19 protein-coding genes are annotated in these 19,413 nt (G+C 56.9%); 11 read left to right on the forward strand and 8 right to left on the reverse strand.

Annotated elements, in window-relative coordinates:
- Window positions 1–41: 41 nt before the first annotated feature.
- On the reverse strand, window positions 42–1,706 hold the full coding sequence (locus tag BLU89_RS01685) for a mechanosensitive ion channel family protein (RefSeq protein ID WP_074733954.1): 1,665 nt from the start codon (window positions 1,704–1,706) through the stop codon (window positions 42–44).
- A gap of 192 nt (window positions 1,707–1,898) precedes the next feature.
- On the opposite strand from BLU89_RS01685, the gene yajC reads away from it, so the two are divergent.
- From yajC to BLU89_RS01735, 10 genes are all read left to right on the forward strand, one after another.
- Entirely contained in the window at window positions 1,899–2,186 is a 288-nt protein-coding gene (yajC, locus tag BLU89_RS01690) for a preprotein translocase subunit YajC (protein ID WP_074733956.1), read from the forward strand.
- 33 nt (window positions 2,187–2,219) lie between these two features.
- Complete coding sequence (gene secD, locus BLU89_RS01695) at window positions 2,220–3,881, forward strand: protein translocase subunit SecD (protein ID WP_074733958.1); 1,662 nt, start codon at window positions 2,220–2,222, stop codon at window positions 3,879–3,881.
- A 1-nt stretch (window position 3,882) separates the two neighbouring features.
- Entirely contained in the window at window positions 3,883–4,851 is a 969-nt protein-coding gene (gene secF, locus BLU89_RS01700) for a protein translocase subunit SecF (protein ID WP_074733960.1), read from the forward strand.
- A complete protein-coding gene (locus tag BLU89_RS01705; protein WP_074733962.1) occupies window positions 4,844–5,590 on the forward strand; it encodes a TSUP family transporter in 747 nt (248 codons plus the stop codon). Before secF ends, BLU89_RS01705 begins: the two co-directional genes overlap by 8 nt.
- A 10-nt stretch (window positions 5,591–5,600) precedes the next feature.
- Window positions 5,601–5,954, forward strand: coding sequence for an Mth938-like domain-containing protein (locus tag BLU89_RS01710; protein ID WP_074733964.1), 354 nt, complete (start codon window positions 5,601–5,603; stop codon window positions 5,952–5,954).
- A gap of 144 nt (window positions 5,955–6,098) precedes the next feature.
- Window positions 6,099–6,713: a heme ABC exporter ATP-binding protein CcmA gene (gene ccmA / locus BLU89_RS01715; protein ID WP_074733965.1), complete on the forward strand. Its 615-nt coding sequence runs from the start codon at window positions 6,099–6,101 to the stop codon at window positions 6,711–6,713.
- Window positions 6,710–7,366, forward strand: a complete 657-nt coding sequence (gene ccmB, locus BLU89_RS01720; protein WP_074733966.1) for a heme exporter protein CcmB — start codon at window positions 6,710–6,712, stop codon at window positions 7,364–7,366. The genes ccmA and ccmB overlap by 4 nt, the downstream gene beginning before the upstream one ends.
- 62 nt (window positions 7,367–7,428) lie before the next feature.
- Window positions 7,429–8,202, forward strand: a complete 774-nt coding sequence (locus BLU89_RS01725) for a heme ABC transporter permease (protein WP_074733967.1) — start codon at window positions 7,429–7,431, stop codon at window positions 8,200–8,202.
- A complete protein-coding gene (gene ccmD, locus BLU89_RS01730) occupies window positions 8,199–8,357 on the forward strand; it encodes a heme exporter protein CcmD (RefSeq protein ID WP_176797646.1) in 159 nt (52 codons plus the stop codon). The genes BLU89_RS01725 and ccmD overlap by 4 nt, the downstream gene beginning before the upstream one ends.
- Window positions 8,350–8,892, forward strand: coding sequence for a DsbE family thiol:disulfide interchange protein (locus tag BLU89_RS01735; protein ID WP_074733969.1), 543 nt, complete (start codon window positions 8,350–8,352; stop codon window positions 8,890–8,892). The genes ccmD and BLU89_RS01735 overlap by 8 nt, the downstream gene beginning before the upstream one ends.
- Before the next feature lie 7 nt (window positions 8,893–8,899).
- Here BLU89_RS01735 and BLU89_RS01740 read toward each other — a convergent pair whose 3' ends face one another.
- The 3 genes from BLU89_RS01740 to acnA form a co-directional block, all read right to left on the reverse strand.
- The gene (locus tag BLU89_RS01740; RefSeq protein WP_074733971.1) at window positions 8,900–9,601 is read right to left on the reverse strand and encodes an SDR family NAD(P)-dependent oxidoreductase; all 702 of its coding nucleotides are present in this window, start codon (window positions 9,599–9,601) and stop codon (window positions 8,900–8,902) included.
- Between the two features lie 147 nt (window positions 9,602–9,748).
- Window positions 9,749–11,251, reverse strand: a complete 1,503-nt coding sequence (locus BLU89_RS01745; RefSeq protein WP_074733973.1) for a BCCT family transporter — start codon at window positions 11,249–11,251, stop codon at window positions 9,749–9,751.
- Window positions 11,252–11,368: 117 nt separating this feature from the next.
- On the reverse strand, window positions 11,369–14,059 hold the full coding sequence (acnA, locus tag BLU89_RS01750; RefSeq protein ID WP_074733975.1) for an aconitate hydratase AcnA: 2,691 nt from the start codon (window positions 14,057–14,059) through the stop codon (window positions 11,369–11,371).
- A gap of 226 nt (window positions 14,060–14,285) precedes the next feature.
- On the opposite strand from acnA, the gene BLU89_RS01755 reads away from it, so the two are divergent.
- Window positions 14,286–14,987: a DUF1223 domain-containing protein gene (locus BLU89_RS01755; protein WP_074733977.1), complete on the forward strand. Its 702-nt coding sequence runs from the start codon at window positions 14,286–14,288 to the stop codon at window positions 14,985–14,987.
- On the opposite strand, the gene BLU89_RS01760 is transcribed toward BLU89_RS01755, so the two are convergent.
- The 4 genes from BLU89_RS01760 to purB form a co-directional block, all read right to left on the reverse strand.
- Window positions 14,988–15,911 (reverse strand): lysophospholipid acyltransferase family protein, encoded by a 924-nt coding sequence (locus BLU89_RS01760; RefSeq protein WP_074733979.1) that lies wholly within the window; start codon window positions 15,909–15,911, stop codon window positions 14,988–14,990.
- 85 nt (window positions 15,912–15,996) lie between these two features.
- Window positions 15,997–17,073, reverse strand: a complete 1,077-nt coding sequence (locus BLU89_RS01765; RefSeq protein WP_083347664.1) for a flagellar motor switch protein FliG — start codon at window positions 17,071–17,073, stop codon at window positions 15,997–15,999.
- Between the two features lie 84 nt (window positions 17,074–17,157).
- A complete protein-coding gene (locus BLU89_RS01770) occupies window positions 17,158–17,700 on the reverse strand; it encodes a tetratricopeptide repeat protein (RefSeq protein ID WP_074733983.1) in 543 nt (180 codons plus the stop codon).
- Between the two features lie 381 nt (window positions 17,701–18,081).
- Window positions 18,082–19,386 carry an adenylosuccinate lyase gene (gene purB, locus BLU89_RS01775; RefSeq protein ID WP_074733984.1) on the reverse strand — a complete coding sequence of 435 codons (1,305 nt, stop codon included), beginning with the start codon at window positions 19,384–19,386 and terminating at the stop codon, window positions 18,082–18,084.
- Between the last annotated feature and the right edge of the window lie 27 nt (window positions 19,387–19,413).

Raw genomic sequence — 19,413 nt, forward strand, 5'->3', positions numbered from 1 at the left:
ACCCGCTTATGCACCATCTGAAAGGCAGGGTGTAGCGCCGGTTACGACTTATCCGCGTCTTCGTGGGTTTCGTGTGCCAGATGGCCATCCCAACCCTCGGCGGGGATCTTCGGCTCGGGTGGATCAGCCATGTACGAAGGCGTCATGATCTGCACAGCGTTCTCGTTGAACACCGCGACGATATTGCGATGCAAGTCCGAACGGATCTTGGGAATGCTACTGCCCCGCGTGGTGAAGCCGTTGATCTGGTAGTTGATCGCATAATCCGCCAGCGCGGTCCAAAGTACGAAAGGTTCCGGTTTGGCCTTGATGCCCTTGGTGCGGTGCGCGGCCTCGATCAACATCGCCTCAATCTTTTCCGGAGGCTCCTCGTATCCGATGCCGACGGTTGTGTGCAGAAGCAGCCCGTTGCCATCGGTCTTTTTCGAGAAATTCACCACATCCGAGTTCATCAGCTGCGCATTGGGGATCGAGATGAGCTCGTTCTTGATGGATTTCAGGTGCGTCTCCATCAGCTTAATCCGTACCACGTCGCCGATATGCTCTCCGATCTGGATGCGATCCCCGATTGATGTTGATCGGCGATAGATAACGAACAGCCCGGCCAACATGTTTGATACGACCGAGTTTGCCCCAAGTGAAAGCATCGCGCCCATCAATATGGTCAGACCTTGAAACGCAGCTGAATCCGATCCTGGAATATAGGGGACTGCAAAGACCAATGCGATCAGGATGACCACCACACGCGCAATGTTGAAGGTTGGGTTGACCCAGTGTTTCTCAAAATCGCCCAGATCGAATGTGCCCGCTTCGACCGCATCAAAGAACACGCGCATTCCCTTGATGACATACAGTGTGATCCATGAAATCAGGGCCAGCATGATCAGGTTCGGGATATAGCTGATGATCCCTTTCGCGATCTGCAACACCGGTTGCGTCAGATAGGTCAACAACAACTGTGCGAAGTACCGGGTTTCGGCAAAGGCCAGAAGCACAAAGGACAGATAGTAATAAAAGCCCAGGAAAAACACGATCAGCAGGATGAAATTCAATCCATACCGGATCAGGGCGGCGATGGCTTCGGCCTGAACGCTTTTGGCTGTGGCGGTCTCGACGTCTTTCAAATATCGCTGGACGAACATCAGCGTGCGCCGTCTGATCCGTCGATGCATCCACAGGATAACCACGATAAACACTGCGAATCCGATGGTCCATCCTGCCGCCTCGATCGCGCCCGAGACGCGGGCCTGCTCGGTTCGGTTCGCGCGATAGCTTTCGATGGACTGCTCGATTGCATCGCCGTGCAACACGCTGAGTACATTCAGTTCCATCTGATCCAGCACGGAATCAGCATCGGTTACGATGGATATCTGGACGCCGTCTGCAAAAATCCGAATGCCGAATTCTGTTTCTTCAAAGGTTATCGTGACCTCGTTTGCATTCGAAGCTTCGGCCACTTCGATAATCTTTTGCTGTACCCGTTCAGCACGCTCTGGCGCGGGCAGGGCGCTTGAGCCGCGCAGGTAAAACAAGGTGTCGCCATCGACGATAACGGGGGCTTTGTAGCTTTCTGATTGAACTTCCTCTGCAGTGGGTTCTTCGTCGGTGGCATTCTGGGCCCAGAGCGGGAGGGTCAGAAGGCATAACCAGACCATTGCGAGGATCAGGCGAATAAACACGCCAAGCGTCTGGATTGATTGAATCATTGGGCCTCCTACTGCACGACTATATCCGACTGAACGAGACTGCCTAGAACATATCTGCAACGTCCTGCAGTAAACCTTTGGGCCTGGGGGGCGAATTGGGGATGCGTTTGCTTGCAAACGCCTGATCCAAAGCATAGGTTCCCGCAAACTTTGCAGAGCGCGCTCTGCATCATCAGAACAAAGGAATATCCCATGGATGGTGGCGCAATTGCCCAGTTTCTCCCGCTGATCCTGATTTTCGGTATCATGTATTTTCTGCTGATCCGCCCGCAGCAGAAAAAGGTAAAAGAACATCAGGCCATGGTCGAGGCCGTGCGTCGGGGTGATCAGGTTGTCACCCAGGGCGGGCTGATTGGCAAAATATCCAAAGTCAAGGAAGGCGATAACGAGATCGAGGTCGAGATTGCTGACGGCGTTAAGGTTCGCGTGGTCAAGTCGACCATCGCTCAGGTCCTGAACAAGACCGAACCAGCGAAGTAACTTCGCACGACAATTCCTTGAAAAGGCAGGGTAATGCTGCAAATTGATTCCTGGAAACGGGTCCTGATCTGGTCGGTCTGCGTGATCGGCCTGCTGATGGCCCTGCCGAATGCGTTCTATACACGCGTCGAGCAATCGAATGATGCCAAAGCTGCAATTGAGCTTGGTATCGACACTCCTGAGATGCAGGCAGAGGCGGCGCAGTGGCCGAATTGGCTGCCTTCGTCTTTGGTCAATCTGGGCCTTGATTTGCGCGGTGGGGCGCATCTGCTGGCCGAGGTTCAGGTAGGTGATGTTTACGAATCCCGGATGGAGGCGATGTGGCCAGAAATCCGCGATGCGCTGCGGGATGAACGCACAACGGTGGGCACAATCCGCCGTCAGGAATCCGCCCCCGATGAGATTCGCGTTCGGGTCAGTCAACCCGAAGGCATGACGCGCGCCTTAGAGGTCGTGCGTGGTTTGGCCCGGCAGGTGCAGACGCTGACCGGGGTCGGCGCCACCGATATCGAGGCTCGTGCCGAAGGTGACACGATTGTCGTGCAGCTGTCCGATGCCGAAAAACTGGCATCCGATGACCGGACTGTGCGCCAATCCCTTGAGATCATTCGCCGCCGGATCGACGAAGTCGGTACGCGCGAACCTACGATCCAGCGCCAAGGCGCGGACCGAATTCTGATCCAAGTGCCGGGTATCGGCAGCGCCGGAGAACTGAAAAAGATTATTGGGACGACTGCTCAGTTGACCTTCAATCCGGTTGTCGGACCTGCAAACAGTTTGGATGATACCGTCGGAGTCGGAGAAAAAGTCGTTCCTTCGATTGAAGAAGGAGGTCGATTGTATGTGATCGAGTCCAACCCTGTTGTAACCGGCGAAGAACTAGTCGACGCGCAGCCGTCATTCGATCAGAATGGACGCCCAGCGGTCAGCTTCCGGTTCAACACGTCGGGCGCACGCAAGTTTGGAGATTACACGCTTGAGAACATCGGTGCACCGTTCGCCATCGTTCTTGATGATGAGGTAATCTCGGCCCCAGTGATCCAGAGCCATATTCCGGGCGGTTCGGGTATCATCACCGGCAACTTTACGGTTGAAGAAAGCACCAATCTGGCTGTTCTGCTGCGCGCAGGTGCGCTTCCTGCTGGCTTGGAGTTCCTGGAAGAACGCACCATTGGCCCGGAATTGGGCCAAGACAGCATCGACGCAGGTAAAGTGGCCACAATCGTGGCCTTTGTCGCGGTGTTGGTCTTTATGGCACTCAGCTATGGTTTGTTTGGCATCTTTGCCAATATCGCATTGATCCTGAACGTCGGGATTCTGTTTGGCCTGCTCTCACTGATCGGCGCAACGCTGACCCTGCCAGGGATCGCGGGTATTGTGTTGACGGTCGGTATGGCGGTGGACGCCAACGTGCTGATCTTCGAACGTATACGGGAAGAACTGAAGTCGGCCAAAGGTCCCGCGCGAGCCATCGAACTGGGTTACGAGAAGGCCCTGTCTGCCATTCTGGACGCCAACGTGACAACATTCATCACCGCAGTGATCCTGTTCGCCATGGGCAGCGGCCCGGTGCGCGGCTTTTCCATTACACTTGGTCTGGGCATTCTGACCTCGGTCTTCACCGCGATCTTCGTGACGCGCCTGATGATCGTGACATGGTTCGAACGCCGCCGTCCGAAAACGATCGAGGTTTGACATGAGACTGAAACTCGTACCGCAAAACACCTCGTTCGATTTCTTCAGCCGCTGGAAAATCTGGCTGGGAATCTCGGGATTGATGATGGTAATCGCCTTCACATCCTTCATGTTGCAGGGTCTGAATTTTGGCATCGACTTCCGCGGAGGGACCACGATCCGGACTCAAAGCGCGCAAGAGATTGACGTGGGCGCCTATCGAGATGCAATCACGCCACTGGAACTTGGTGATGTGACGATCACCGAGATTTTCGATCCGACCTTCGGCGAAGATGAAAACGTTGCGATGATTCGAATTCAAGCGCAGGACGATGCCGAGGCAGTGTCGTCGGCGACTGTCACCGCTGTCGAAGAGGCACTCACCGTTGCGTCGCCGGACATCCAGTTTGTCTCAGTCGAATCCGTCGGCCCGAAAGTTTCGGGCGAGCTGATCCAGACCGCTGTGATCGCGGTTGCTTTGGCGATTGGCGCAGTGCTCGTTTACATCTGGCTTCGGTTCGAATGGCAGTTTGCACTCGGGGCCGTCGCCGCGCTGGTGCATGACGTGATCCTGACCATCGGCATCTTCTCGGAACTACAAATCCGGTTTGATCTGGCGATTATCGCGGCCCTGCTGACAATCGTCGGCTATTCGCTGAACGACACCGTGGTTGTCTTCGACCGCGTGCGCGAGAACCTACGCAAGTACAAGAAGAAAGACCTCAAGGAAGTTCTGAATATCTCGATCAACGAAACGCTCAGCCGGACGGTGATGACCTCGGTGACCACGCTGCTGGCACTGATCTCGCTCTATGTGCTTGGCGGAGACGTAATCCGCGGCTTCGTCTTTGCGATGATCTGGGGCGTAATCGTAGGGACATATTCTTCGGTCTTCGTGGCCTCGACCATCCTGCTGTGGCTGGGGGTCAAACGTGACTGGTCGAAGCCATCGAACACGGCGGGCAACCAGTTTGCCAACATCGATGCCTGAGTATTTCGGCCAGACCCCAACCGGTCTGGCCGTCATCGTTTTCGCAGCCTTCATCGGGGGCGTCGTGCGCGGTTTCTCCGGCTTTGGTACAGCGCTGATCTTTCTGCCTATAGCCAGCCCGTATCTTGGCCCTTTCGGTGCCATTATCGCACTGACGGTCATGGATATTTTCGGTCCGATCCCCAACCTGCGCCGTGCTTGGGCAGTCGTCGACAAAGCCGATCTGGTGCGCCTTCTGTTTGGATGTGCATTGATCTTGCCTGTGGGCTTATGGCTGCTGACCCGTACGCAACCCGAAGTGTTTCGCTATCTGGTCAGTGTGATCTCGTTGTTGATGTTGGCCGTTCTTATCTTTGGCCTGCGCTATCGTGGAAAGGTGCGGCGGCGCATGGTTGTGGCGATTGGCGGGGCGGCCGGGCTGCTTGGCGGTGTTGCCGGCATTCCGGGACCTGCGGTGATCATGTTCTATATGTCACGGCCATTGCCGGTCACGATCATCCGCGCGACGATTCTGCTGTTTCTGTTTGCCTTCGATCTGCTGATCCTCGGTTATCTTAGCGGCATGGGTCGCCTTTCGGTCGCGAGTGTTGGGCTGGGACTTGCACTTGCGATGCCCAACATGGCTGGTAACTGGCTAGGGGGCTGGATGTTTCGACCAGAACACGAGAGGCTCTATCGCGCGGCTGCGTATCTGGTGATCGCAACAGCAGCCTTGTCGGGCCTGCCACTTTGGGGCTAGAAGGCTCGACATGCGCTTGAACGAAATCACATATACCAATGCCCAGCCAGTTGATGGGTATGGCCCTGGGTTCTTTCGGATTGGGGGGCACGTCTGTGAAGGCGCAGTCTTGACAGGCCCGACGGGCACGATGGCTTGGGGCGGTTACACCGATGCCGAGGCGCTTCTGGCGCTCTCCGAACATGTGGACGTTCTGTTCATCGGGACGGGGAAAGAGCTGGACCATATCCCATCAGATCTGCGCAAGGCGCTGGAAGAGGGCGGGCTGGGCGTCGATATTATGAACTCGCCCGCTGCTTGTCGCACTTACAATGTTCTGCTTTCCGAAGGCCGCCGCGTCGCGCTGGCGCTGCTACCGGTCTGAAGGTCTACTCTTCATCAGGTTAAAAATATTCCGGAGTATGTGAGGGGCCGACACCTAACTCTTTGATCGCGACTGTCGAGAAACCATGCGATCTGCGGCAATTCCGACCTTTTGCCCGCGCCTGCAATCCGTTAAGCGGGCGCAATGACACTGACTGTAACCGATCTGGCCATCGCCCGCGGTGGCATTCCCGTGCTGGAAGGGCTGAGTTTTTCACTTCACGCCGGGCGAGCCCTGATCTTGCGGGGGCCCAATGGAATCGGAAAGACCACGCTGTTGCGTACGTTGGCAGGTCTGCAGCCCCCGCTAACGGGGCGGATCGAAGGGGCAGAAGATCAGATCGCTTATGCGTCACACTCAGACGGGTTGAAACCAACCCTGAGTGTGGTTGAAAATCTTAGCTTTTGGGCGTCGGTCTTCGGCACCAATGATATTCAGCGCGCGCTTGATGCCTTTGCATTGAACGACCTGGCTGACCGCCACGCAGGCAATCTTTCTGCCGGTCAAAAACGCCGCCTGGGACTGGCAAGGATGCTGGTCACCGGACGCCCGATCTGGATGCTGGACGAGCCCACGGTATCGCTGGACCGCAACGCGGTGCAGATGTTTGCGGATGCGGTTCGGGCCCATTTGGGGCAGGGCGGCTCAGCGCTGATCGCCACCCATATCGACCTTGGGCTGGACGGAGAGGTTCTGGATGTCGGCCCCAACAAGGCCAAATCCAAACCCATCGACGATTTCGACGGAGGCTTCCTGTGATCGCCTTGTTGTTACGTGACCTGAAACTGGCCTTCCGCGCGGGCGGCGGGTTTGGTTTGGGTCTGGCGTTCTTCCTGATCGTCACTGTTCTGGTGCCATTTTCCGTAGGCCCGCAATCCTCGCTGCTTTCGACCATTGCGCCAGGTGTCCTTTGGTTGGGTGCGCTTTTGGCGTGCCTGCTGTCGCTCGATCGGCTGCTGGCGCTGGATTGGGAAGATGGCTCACTCGATTTGCTGGCCACGGCGCCGCTGCCTCTGGAATCGGTCGTTACGATCAAAGCACTTGCCCACTGGCTGACCACCGGGTTGCCGCTGGTTCTGGCGGCCCCGTTTCTGGGGGTACTGCTGAACCTTCCAGTGCCGGGCTTCTCGTGGCTTGTCATATCGCTGCTGCTCGGCACCCCGGCGATGAGCGTTATCGGAACCTTCGGCGCCGCCCTCACCGTTGGCCTCAAACGAGGTGGGCTGCTGCTGTCGCTACTTGTTCTGCCGCTCTATGTCCCAACACTGATTTTCGGGGCCGAAGTTGCCCGGCGCGGTGCAACGGGTATGGAAACACAAACGCCGCTGCTAATGCTAGCGGGGATCACTGCCGCCACGGTTGCGCTTTTACCATTTGCCAGCGCCGCAGTGCTGCGCATCAATCTTAGGTGACACCAAGCAAAGATTGACCGAGGTCAATTGAGAACCATGCCGACTCGGACTAGATAGGGCTCATGACAATCGCCGCCAAAGCCAACGCCCTCTGGGAATATGCCAATCCGCGTAAATTCCTCGCCACCAGCGAGCGGGTTTTGCCGTTCTTCTGGATTACATCGGCTGCTCTTCTGGTCGTTGGTCTGACCTGGGGGTTCTTTTTTACACCGGATGACTACAAGCAGGGTTCGACGGTCAAGATCATCTACCTGCATGTGCCTGCTGCGCTGATGGCGATCAATTGCTGGCTTATGATGCTGGCCACTTCGCTGGTCTGGCTTGTGCGTCGCCATCATGTCAGCGCGCTTGCCGCCCGTGCAGCAGCGCCGATTGGCATCGTCATGACGCTGATCGCACTGGCGACCGGAGCAATCTGGGGTCAACCCATGTGGGGGACATGGTGGGCCTGGGACCCACGCCTGACTTCATTCCTGATCCTGTTCCTGTTCTATCTGGGCTATGTCGCCCTGTGGGAGGCGATCGAGGACCCGGACACAGCAGCCGATCTGACCTCGGTTCTCTGCCTAGTGGGTTCGGTCTTTGCGATCCTCAGCCGCTATGCAGTGAATTTCTGGAACCAGGGGCTGCATCAGGGGGCATCGGTCATGCGGGCGGGTGCCGTCACCGGTACTGATACTCAGGAAAAGGTTAGCAATATCTATTTCTACCCGTTGCTGTTGTGCATCGTCGGATTTGTGCTGCTGTTCATTGCTTTGGTGTTGTATCGCACCGGCACTGAAATCCGTGCCCGCCGTATTAATGCGCTGTTGGCGCGTGAGAGGGTTAACGGATGATACCTGAACTGGGGAAATACGCGGACACGGTTCTGTCAGCCTATGCGGCTTCGATCCTGTTACTGTTCGCGCTGGTGGTGTTCAGCATCCTGCGCGGCCGCAAGGTACGGGCCGAGATGGAAAAGATTGAACAGAGGATGTCGCGCAATGGCTAAAATTTCGCCCCTGATGATCGCGCCGCCGCTGATCTTTGGTGCTTTCGCCGTTCTGGCCGGAATTGGTATGTTCCGCGATGATCCAAATGCGTTGCCCTCGGCACGCGAAGGGCAATCAGCCCCTCCGGTGGTGCTGACCGAGTTTGCGGGAAAGCCAGATTTCGACGATGCAACGTTGCGTGACGGAGAGGTCAAGTTGGTCAACTATTGGGCCAGCTGGTGCGCGCCCTGCCGAGTGGAACACCCCAACCTGCAGGCGCTGTCGGACGAAGGCATCCCGATCTATGGCATTAACTACAAGGATAAGCTCAGCAATGCTGAATCGTTCTTGACCGAGCTTGGCGACCCCTATCACGCCATCGGGCGGGATGAGAAAGGCCGGATGGGATTGGACTGGGGTGTCTACGGTGTGCCGGAAACCTATGTGATTGATGGCGAAGGCACGATTATTTTGCGCTTCGCCGGGCCGATCACGCAAAGGGTGATCGAAAGCACACTTCGGCCCGCGCTGGAGAAAGCCTCGGGCAACGATTGAACGTCGTTTAGAGCCTGTAGCCGCCGGTCACGCTCAGAACCTCTCCGGTGATGAATGCGGCCTCATCCGAGACCAGAAACCGCACGGCTTTGGCGATATCTTGGGGCTTTCCCGCACGGCCCAAAGCCGTTTGCTCGACAAAGAGCGCCGTCAGATCATCGGGGCGCGGCGCCTCGGGGATGTTGATCGCACCGGGTGCAACGGCGTTGACGCGTATCCCTTCCGGCCCCAGTTCTTTTGCCATCGCGCGCGTCCAAAGGTTCAATGCGGCTTTACTGGCGCCGTAGGTGACCGCATCGCGCGGCGGCAGAACCGCGTTCATCGATGAGATGCTGACAATCGAGGACCCGCGCGACAGATGAGGCAGGGCTGAGGCAAGTAGCGCTGCCGGGGTCAGAAGGTTAAGATCAAGAATGGCGCGGTGATCATCAGGCTGAAACGTCTCTTTGGGGGTCGATTTGACCAGACCCGCGTTGTTTACGATGACGTCCAGGCGCCCGAAGCGCGAGAGTACCTGCTCGACAACTGCGCCTGGCTGATCGGTTTCCGTCAGATCTGACCGGATTGCCAACCTATCACCTTGCATCAGCGTCACATCAGGTTTCGACGACAGCCATGTGAAGGCGATCAGATGATCGCGGCTCAGGTCTTCGACGATGGCGCGACCGATGCCGCGCGCTCCGCCGGTTATCAGGGCAACTTTCTTCATGTCGACCAAAAGATCTCTAATCCACGCGGGTTTCAATGCCGATCTTCATGAGGCGAGGCTTGGATGACCGCCTATTTCCGCAACAGAATCCAGATCATTGCTCCAATAAAGGCGAATGTGGTCAGGTTCATCAACGTGTCAGTCAGATCACCGATCAGCATGGTCTTGACCCTCCTCTCGCAGACCGCGGAACAGGCATACCATCAGCAGAGCCGAGATGAACACAAAGGGTAACGCCCCCAGTGAGATCAGGATTTTGACCGATTCCACTGACCCTGACAGGATCATCGCGACGCTCAAAAGACCCAACAATGCACCCCAGATCAGACGCACGCGCGGGGGCGGATTTTCATCCCCGTCGGTCGAGAAAGTGCCCAAAACAAAAGCCGCGCTGACCACGCTGGTCACGATAAACAGAAACGCTGCCAATACGGTGGCGAGCGTGGTGATCAGGGACAAGGGCAGACGGTCGAGCAGGGCGAAAGTTACACGCTCGATGTTTGTTTGCGTCAAGGTCAACAACTCTCCGGCACCGTTCAGGGCCTCGAACAGACCGATGCCGCCAAAAGCGCCGAACCAGAGGATCGAAAACAGTGTGGGTGCGAAGAGCACTCCGATCACGAATTCTCGGATCGTGCGACCGCGTGAGATGCGCGCGACGAATACGCCCACGAACGGTCCCCAGGCGATCCACCAGACCATGTAGGTCAGGGTCCAGTCGCTGAACCATTTGGCGACGTCATCGCCAAAGAATGTGAAGGTCTGAAAGCCCCGAGGGATGACATTGGTGACATAATCGCCGAACCCCTGAACCACGGTGTTCAACAGATACTCGGTGGGTCCGAGGACCACCGTGTAGGCCACAAGGCAGATCGCGATCAGCATTGCCGCATTGGACAGACGCGCCATGCCTTGGCCCAGATCGATCAACAGGGCAGGGATATAGGCCACGACCATTGCCAGAAAGACTATGCCAATCAGCAGTGCTCCGACGGTTTCCCGGCCGCCGAGAACCGCAATTCCGTCGGCCACCTGAAACACGCCCATTGCCATCGAGCCGCCGACACCGATGGCAATGGCGACAATGGCGCTGAAGTCCGACAGCCACCCGACCCACTCGGCCCAACGTTCGCCGGGGAACAGGTCTTTGATCGGGGCGCTGACCATCATGCCCGTCCCGCGCCGAAAGCTGAAATAGGCAATCGTCAGCGCGGTCGAGCCGTATATCGCCCAAGCGTGCAGCCCCCAGTGAAAATTTGTCGCCAACATGGCCTGCTGCGCGGCGATAAAATCCGGCGCCATGCCTGAAATGAAGTTGAAATGGGTCAGGGGTTCGGCAACGGCCCAGAACAACAGTCCAACGCCCATTCCAGCAGAGAACAGCATCGAAATCCACGTTACGGTCGAGAATTCCGGCTGTTCATCATCTTGGCCAAGGCGGATATTTCCGTAAGGGGAAAACGCCAAGAACAGACATCCGATCAACATGCCCGAAGCGGCGAGCATCACGAACCAGCCACGGCTGCGGAAGGTTTGCTGCACGATTCCGTTGGCCCAAGCCACCAAGCTCTGGATGTCGATGACACCCCATATCCCGATCACCGCAATAACGCTAAGGGAGCAGACCAGCAGGGCGTTGGGCTTTTTCATGGTGATCGAGTTCCATATATGGCTTTGCCCAACAGTTTCAGATTTTTGAATAAATGACCAGAAAGCATAACCCCCAGCGCAAGGCCAGGGGTTAAGATTTGCTTTCAAGTTATTGCGTTACGATTCTTTTGCGAGGTTCCTCAGCACGTATTGCAGCACACCACCGTTTTCGATGTATTCTACCTCGGGTGCGGTATCGATGCGGCACTTCAAGATGATCGTTTTCTCGGTGCCGTCGCCGTAAACGATCGTGCAGTGCACTTCCTGCAGCGGTTCAATCGTATCCAAACCGTCGATCGAGACGGTTTCGTCGCCTTTCAGGCCCAACGTCTTGCGTGTATCGCCACCGGTGAACTCAAACGGGATGACACCCATGCCAACCAGATTCGAGCGGTGGATACGCTCAAAGCTTTCGGCGATCACGGCCTTGACGCCCAGCAGCGCTGTGCCCTTAGCCGCCCAGTCACGAGACGAACCCGCCCCGTACTGTTCGCCACCAAAGACAACGAGCGGTGTGCCACTGGCCTGATAGGCCATCGATGCATCGTAGATTGATGTCTGCTCGCCGTCGGGGCCTTTGGTATAGCCGCCTTCGACACTATCCAGCATCTCGTTCTTGATGCGGATATTGGCGAATGTGCCGCGCATCATAACCTCGTGGTTGCCCCGGCGCGAGCCGTACGAGTTGAACTCACGTGGCTGAACCTGACGTTCAATCAGATACTTGCCGGCAGGAGTTGTTGTTGCGAAGGACCCGGCAGGTGAAATGTGGTCGGTCGTAACCATGTCACCCAGAACGGCCAGGACCTTCGCCCCTTCGATGTTCGTGATTGTGCCTGGCTGCGGCCCCATTCCCTGAAAATAGGGAGGGTTCTGAATATAGGTCGACGCGGGTGGCCAGTCATAAGTTTCGGCATCGGTGGTCTCAACCGCCTGCCATTTCTCGTCGCCTTTGAAAACATCGGCATATTTCGACTGAAACGCCTCGCGTGTCACGGTTTCCTGAACCAGATCGGCGATTTCCTTTTGGGTCGGCCAGAGGTCTTTCATAAAGACATCGTTTCCGTCTTTGTCTTTGCCAATCGGTTCGGACGTCAGGTCGATATCCATGGTTCCTGCCAGTGCATAAACGACAACCAGCGGCGGCGAGGCCAGATAGTTGGCGCGCACATCAGGCGAGATACGGCCTTCAAAGTTGCGGTTCCCTGACAGGACCGAGGTCGCGACCAGATCACCCTCGGAAATCGCTTCGCTGATTTCTCTCTGGATCGGGCCGGAGTTCCCGATACAGGTGGTGCAGCCATATCCCACAAGGTTAAAGCCTATCGCGTCCAGATGTTCCTGAAGGCCAGCGGCCTCAAGATACTCAGATACCACCTGCGACCCTGGGGCCAGAGACGTTTTGACCCAAGGCTGGCGGTTCAGGCCCAGCTCATGAGCTTTCTTCGCCACCAAACCCGCGCCGATCATCACATAAGGGTTCGAAGTATTGGTGCAGGAGGTGATCGAGGCGATCACGACCTTACCGGACTCCATGCCGTAGTTTTCGCCTTTAACCACTACCTGTTTGCCCATCGGGCGCTTAAAGGTTTCGGTCATTTCCTTGGTGAAAGCGGCTTTGGCATTGGTCAGTGCGACATAATCCTGCGGGCGCTTGGGGCCCGAGATCGCGGGAACGATTGTACCCATATCCAGCGACAGCGTGTCGGTATAGATCGGAGCATAGTTCTCATCCCGCCAGAACCCGTTTTCCTTGGCATAAGCTTCGACCAATGCCAGGCGATCCTCATCACGCCCGGTGTTGCGCATGTAACGCAGGGTTTCGTCGTCGATGGGGAAGAAACCACAGGTCGCACCGTATTCAGGAGCCATGTTGGCGATTGTTGCGCGGTCAGCCAGCGGCAGCCGGTCCAGTCCTTCACCGAAGAACTCGACAAATTTACCGACAACGCCCTTTTTGCGCAGCATCTCGACGACCTTCAGAACAAGGTCGGTGCCGGTGGTGCCTTCAACCATCGAGCCGGTCAGCTCAAATCCCACCACCTCAGGGATGAGCATCGAGATCGGTTGGCCCAGCATTGCGGCCTCGGCCTCGATTCCGCCAACGCCCCAACCCAGAACGGCCATGCCGTTGACCATGGTGGTGTGGCTGTCGGTGCCGACCAACGTGTCGGGATAGGCGACTTCTTCTCCGCTCTGATCCGTATCGGTCCAGACGGTCTGGGCCAGATATTCAAGGTTCACCTGGTGGCAGATACCGGTGCCGGGCGGGACAACGCGGAAGTTGTTGAACGCGCCCTGACCCCATTTCAGGAACTGGTAACGCTCCATATTGCGTTCATATTCGCGGTCCACATTCATCTGGAAGGCGCGCGGGTTGCCGAACTCGTCGATCATGACCGAGTGGTCGATGACTAGATCAACCGGGTTCAACGGATTGATTTTCTGCGCGTCGCCGCCCAACGCCTTGATGCCATCGCGCATTGCAGCCAGGTCAACCACAGCCGGAACGCCGGTAAAGTCCTGCATCAGCACACGGGCAGGGCGATAGGCAATCTCACGCGGGTTCTTACCACCATTGGCGCCCCATTCGGCGAACGCCTTGATGTCGTCGACGGAAACCGAGAACCCTTCATCCTCGAACCGCAACATGTTCTCCAACACCACTTTCAGCGAGACGGGTAGGTTCGAGAAATCGCCTAAGCCTGCTTCCTGAGCTGCTGGAATTGAATAATAGGAAATGGATTTGCCATTCACGTTCAGGCTGCGGCGTGTCTTGGCGGTGTCCTGTCCGACCTTGATGGGCATCTATGGCCTCCCTCTCAAATGACTTGGATTATGGGATTCGCTAAGGTTTATCTGCATTACCGCACCCGTCGTTTCAAGGTGCAACGGGTCACATACTTGCAATATTGTATACCATTGCACACACTTTCTCGGAAATTATTGCCTTCTGTCTCAAGAAACCTTGATTGGCAGTTTATTCGGTTCCGATCTAAAGCTGTTGAACACTCAGCGAAAACCGAGAGGAAAAATGCTCAGATCAGCCGCTGCAACTGCGCTCGTTTCACTTTTTCTGGCAGCCTCTGCAGAGGCTCAGGAAGATCCGGTTGTGGTCGAATTGTTTACCTCGCAGGGGTGTTCATCCTGTCCGCCAGCGGACCGGATCATGCATGAACTGGCCAAACGGGATGACGTAATCGGGCTGGCCTTGCATGTGGATTACTGGGACTACATCGGATGGAAAGATGAATATGCCGATCCCGACCACACGGTGCGTCAACGGGCATATGCGCGCCAAGGTGGGCGCACGATGATCTATACGCCGCAGATGGTGGTAAATGGGCAGCAGGATGTGGTCGATGCCAAGTCGTTCGAGTTGAACCGGTTGATCGACACCCATCTGACAGCGGTACCCGAGGCCGAAGTCAGCGCCACACGTACCGGAAACGAAGTGACGATGAATGTCGTCCCGGTAGAATTGCCGGAAAAAGAAATCTACGAGGTTCGGATTGTGCAATACTCACCAGTGCGCCACGCCTCGATCCGGCGCGGGGAATTGGCGGGTCACGAACTGGATTATGCGAATGTGGTAGAAGACTGGCAAGTCGCCGGTCATTGGGATGGCCAAGCACCGCAGAGCTTTACAGCATCACTGCGCTCGGATTTGCCAGCTGTTGTTCTGATCCAGCGTGCGGGGCACGGTCCAATCGTGGCTGCGGCACGGGTCGAGTAATCAGGGCATATCCTTGGGCTGAACGCCCAGTCCTCTCCACGCTTTCCAACGGCGGTGAATCCAGAACCATTGCCCCATATGCTGACGCACAATGACCTCCAGGTCGTCGTTTATGAACTGGGTCATAGTCTTAGGATCAGTATGAGGGACCGGATCGTGCAGAATGACCTCAAAATCGATCCCGTTGGGCTGACGAACCGCATAGCAGGGGATCAGCACGGCCTTATATTTGATTGCAAGTTCTGCATTCAACACCGAAGTCACGGCGGGTTTGCCAAAAAAGGTCAGCTCCTCACCACCGTGCGCGTGTAGATCGGACACGATTGCGATGATGCCTCCGCTTTTGAGCGAGCGAACCATTTCAACCATCCCCCGACGGCCCTGTTCGAACATGGGTGAGCCAATCTCGTAGAATGCCTTCACATACATGTCGTTGAAATAGGGGTTTGCCATCCGGCGATAGAGACAGCCGATGGGTTGCCCGCTGCGGACCTGCAGTGCGACGCGGGCGGCCATATAATGCCCAAAATGCGCCGTGATCATCATCACCGGGCGCCCTTCGGCCACCGCCTTGTCAAACGCCTCGACGCCAGCACCCGATAATTTGGCCTTGCTTTGCCGTTCGACGAAACCGTCAGCCGAGAAATGCTCCATGATCGCGCGCCCGGCATTGTCCGGCACGGCGTTACAGATGCGTTTCACTTCTGCGTCGGGAAGGTCAGGGCAGGCGAGTTTCAGGTTGCGGCGCACACGAGTGCGAAACCCGACCACGGGTGCAAGCCAGCGAACAATCGTGCCCATTGCAGCAATGCGACGCTCATACGGCAGCAGACGCATTGCGCCGATCACACCGGTCAGAAACAGATTGGCGACGTAGTATTTTCCAAGCTCAAATCGGCTCAGTTCCGACTTTTCGACGGGCATGGGGAGGGACACCTGAGTGTTGTGAACTGCGTGACCAGACATATAGTCCCCAAAGTGCGATCACAAGTGGCCGTGCCGCATAGGATTATTCTTCGCTTTCGTCCGTCTCAACCAGAGAGATCGTGCCTTCGTCCAGAAGTGCGCGAATGGCGGCCACGATCTGTGACATCGCGTCTTCGGCATCGGAATGTTTGACTTTGCCGCGTTCAGCCATTTCTTCCCGCAGGTTGTCCGCCATACGAGAGGATATATTGGCCAAAACGAATTCTACCGCTGCAAGATCTTCACCTGTGCCGGCCCCGGCCAGTGCCGTGACAAGAACCGCTTGGTCCACGCCGCGCAGAATCGCGGGGATATCGCGCGGCTGGATGCGCGAGGGCACATGCGAAAAGATGAAAATCGACTGCCGTACGGTGTCGGCAAATTCGGCATCTTCTTCATCCAGCGCGGTCAGCAGACCATCGCGCGTCGCGGCGGCGGATTGGTTGAGGATTGCACCAACCCGCGCGCCAGGGCCGTCGCTAAATGCTGGCTCGGGTCGTTGATCCAATTGCGCGGCCAGAGACCAGCCGATCCGCTCGACCGCCTCGGGCGTCACGTTGGCGGTTTTTGAAACCGCATAAGTGATCCGGCGAGCTGTCGGGCCGGGCAAGTGGCTCAGCAATTGCGCGGCTTTGGCGGTTTCTAGTTTTGACAGCATAACAGCCGCAACCTCGGTGCTTTCTGCCGTTGCCATTTCAGCCAGATCTTCTGCGGGAACTTCACGCAACCTTTGCCACGGATCGCCAATCTGGCGTACGCCCGCCACTTTGCGCAAACGCGCAGCGGTGGCTGGGGCGATCTTGCCGTTCACGGCGTCCAGTGCGCCCGCCAAACCATGTGGGAACGAGAGGCCGACACCATCCAGCGCGTCGGCGAATTCCTGCGCCACGGCGCCCAGCGTGACACGATCAACCAGCCCCATTTGACCAAGCTGTTGCGTCAGCTGCTCTTGCAGCAGGTCAGGTAGTTCCTCAAGCGGGATGTCTGCGCCTTCGTTCAGAAGAAGCCGGACCACAACAGCGGCTTTTTCCCGGTTGCTAAGATTGCGCGGCACGACGCGCGGGGCGTCGGTTTCTTGTTCGGTCGCCGGGGCTTGTGCACCCGGAGACATCTGCACCATTAGGTTCGTATCCTGCATCTGCCTGCATTGCCAAAATTGCGTTGCAGGCAGATTAGCGAGAGTCGGGTAAAGAAACCCTGAAACTCAGTAGCTGTAAGTCAGACCGGTACGAATGGCCTCGCGAAGGGATGCCTCGGCCCAGGTACCTTCGCCGCCGCGTGCCTTGATCTCGCGCCATTGGGCGATGGCCAGTTCGGTTTTACCTTCGGCGACAAACCCCTGGCCCATATAGCTGCGGGCGAGAATGTTGTCGGGGTTGGTCTTGAGGGCTTTCTGATAGAAGGCGTTGGCCAGCTCCAGCTTGCCCATTTTGCGATAGGTGAAGCCCCAGTAGGTCTGTACCCGGTCGTCTTCCTGATCCATAACGCGCAGAATGCCCTGCGCATGTTGGTACTGCCCGTCATAGGCGAGCTCGCGCACCGCGTCGTACAGCTGGTCTTCGGTAAAGTTGGACTTATCGGGCTTTACGCAGCGCCCGGCGGACTCGTCGTAGACGCGGCCAAACAGGCATTTCTTGGTTGTATTGGTCGGCTTTGGTGCGGTGCTGCCTCCACCGCCTGCAGCATATGCGACAGGTGCAAAAACAAATGCCTGAAGGGCAATAGCTGAAACTAATACGAGGCGCATTTTCCTACTCCGTTATATGGGCTGCTCTCATCAAGCATAGTGCGATTTGATAAAAGGCTAACAATCGCGGCCTCGCTTTTATTCACAAGCAGGAAAGAAAAGTGTCAGCTGTTTACGATTTTCATGCAGCTTTGGCTTTCGCTGTCCCAAATTGCACCTTCTGCACAGGACTGGGTTTGCTTGGTGTGGCCGTTGCAGGCAAGTCCAGCGGTGCCCGCACAAACAAGCGCAATCGCGCAGAGAGCTGTTCTTAGCATCGTGTTTCCCTTTCGCGGAAAATGTGCTGGCAGAATATCTGATTTTTGCCAATCTGGCAAAGAAACAAGGCCCGGCCTGTAGCGAACAGACCGGGCCATTGTCTAAGCATCGTCAAAATTTGCTTTATTCGCCGAATACGCGGGCAAAAATCGTATCGACGTGTTTGGTGTGGTAGCCGAGGTCGAACTTCTCTTCGATCTCATCCGGGCTTAGCGCGGCTGTCACATCGGCGTCGGCCAGCAGCTCTTCTTTGAAATCGGTGCGGTGCTCCCAGACCTTCAGCGCGTTGCGCTGAACCATGGCATAAGCATCCTCGCGGCTGACCCCTGCCTGTGTCAGCGCCAGAAGAACCCGCTGGCTCATCACAAGACCGGGGAACTTGTTCATGTTCTCCATCATGTTCTCGGGGAAGATCAGCATCTTGTCGATCACACCTGTCAGACGGGCCAGTGCAAAATCCAGAGTGATCGTGGCGTCTGGACCTATCATGCGTTCGACCGAGGAATGCGAGATATCGCGTTCATGCCAGAGCGCCACATTCTCCATCGCCGGAATCACCGCCGCGCGCACCATGCGCGCCAAACCGGTAAGGTTCTCGGTCAGCACCGGGTTCTTCTTGTGCGGCATCGCCGAAGAGCCTTTCTGGCCCATCGAGAAGAATTCGGCCCCCTCAAGAACCTCGGTGCGCTGCATGTGGCGAATTTCGATAGCGATGTTTTCAATGCTGCTGGCGATGACGCCGAGTGTCGCAAAAAATGCTGCGTGACGGTCACGCGGGATGACCTGCGTGCTGATCGGTTCGGGCACCAGACCCAGCTTGTCGCAGACATGCTCTTCGACCTGTGGGTCGATATTGGCGAAGGTCCCAACCGCGCCGCTGATCGCGCCGGTAGCGACTTCCGCGCGGGCGTCGCGCATACGGGATAGGTTGCGATCCATCTCGGCATAGAAGCGAGCGAAGGTCAGGCCCATGGTAGTCGGCTCGGCGTGGATACCGTGGCTGCGACCAATGCGGATTGTGTTTTTGTGTTCGATTGCGCGACGTTTCAGGGCAGCCAACAGACCTTCGAGGTCAGCGATCAGGATATCGGCGGCGCGAGTCAGCTGCACGTTAAAGCAAGTGTCCAGCACGTCAGAAGAAGTCATGCCCTGATGTACGAACCGGGCCTCATCACTGCCCACATGTTCGGCCAGGTGGGTCAAAAAGGCGATCACGTCGTGTTTTGTAACCGCCTCGATCTCGTCGATGCGGGCGACATCGAATTCGACGTCCTTGGCTTTCCGCACTGCCTCGGCGTTTTCACGCGGGATCACGCCCAGATCGGCCATGGCGTCGCAGGCATGAGCTTCGATCTCGTACCAGATGCGGAACTTGGTCTCGGGCGACCAGAGGGCAACCATGTCGGGGCGGGAATAGCGGGGAATCATTGGCGGCAGCACCTTTTTGTGATTGGG

The sequence above is a fragment of the Ruegeria halocynthiae genome, from assembly GCF_900106805.1.
GTDB lineage: Bacteria > Pseudomonadota > Alphaproteobacteria > Rhodobacterales > Rhodobacteraceae > Ruegeria > Ruegeria halocynthiae.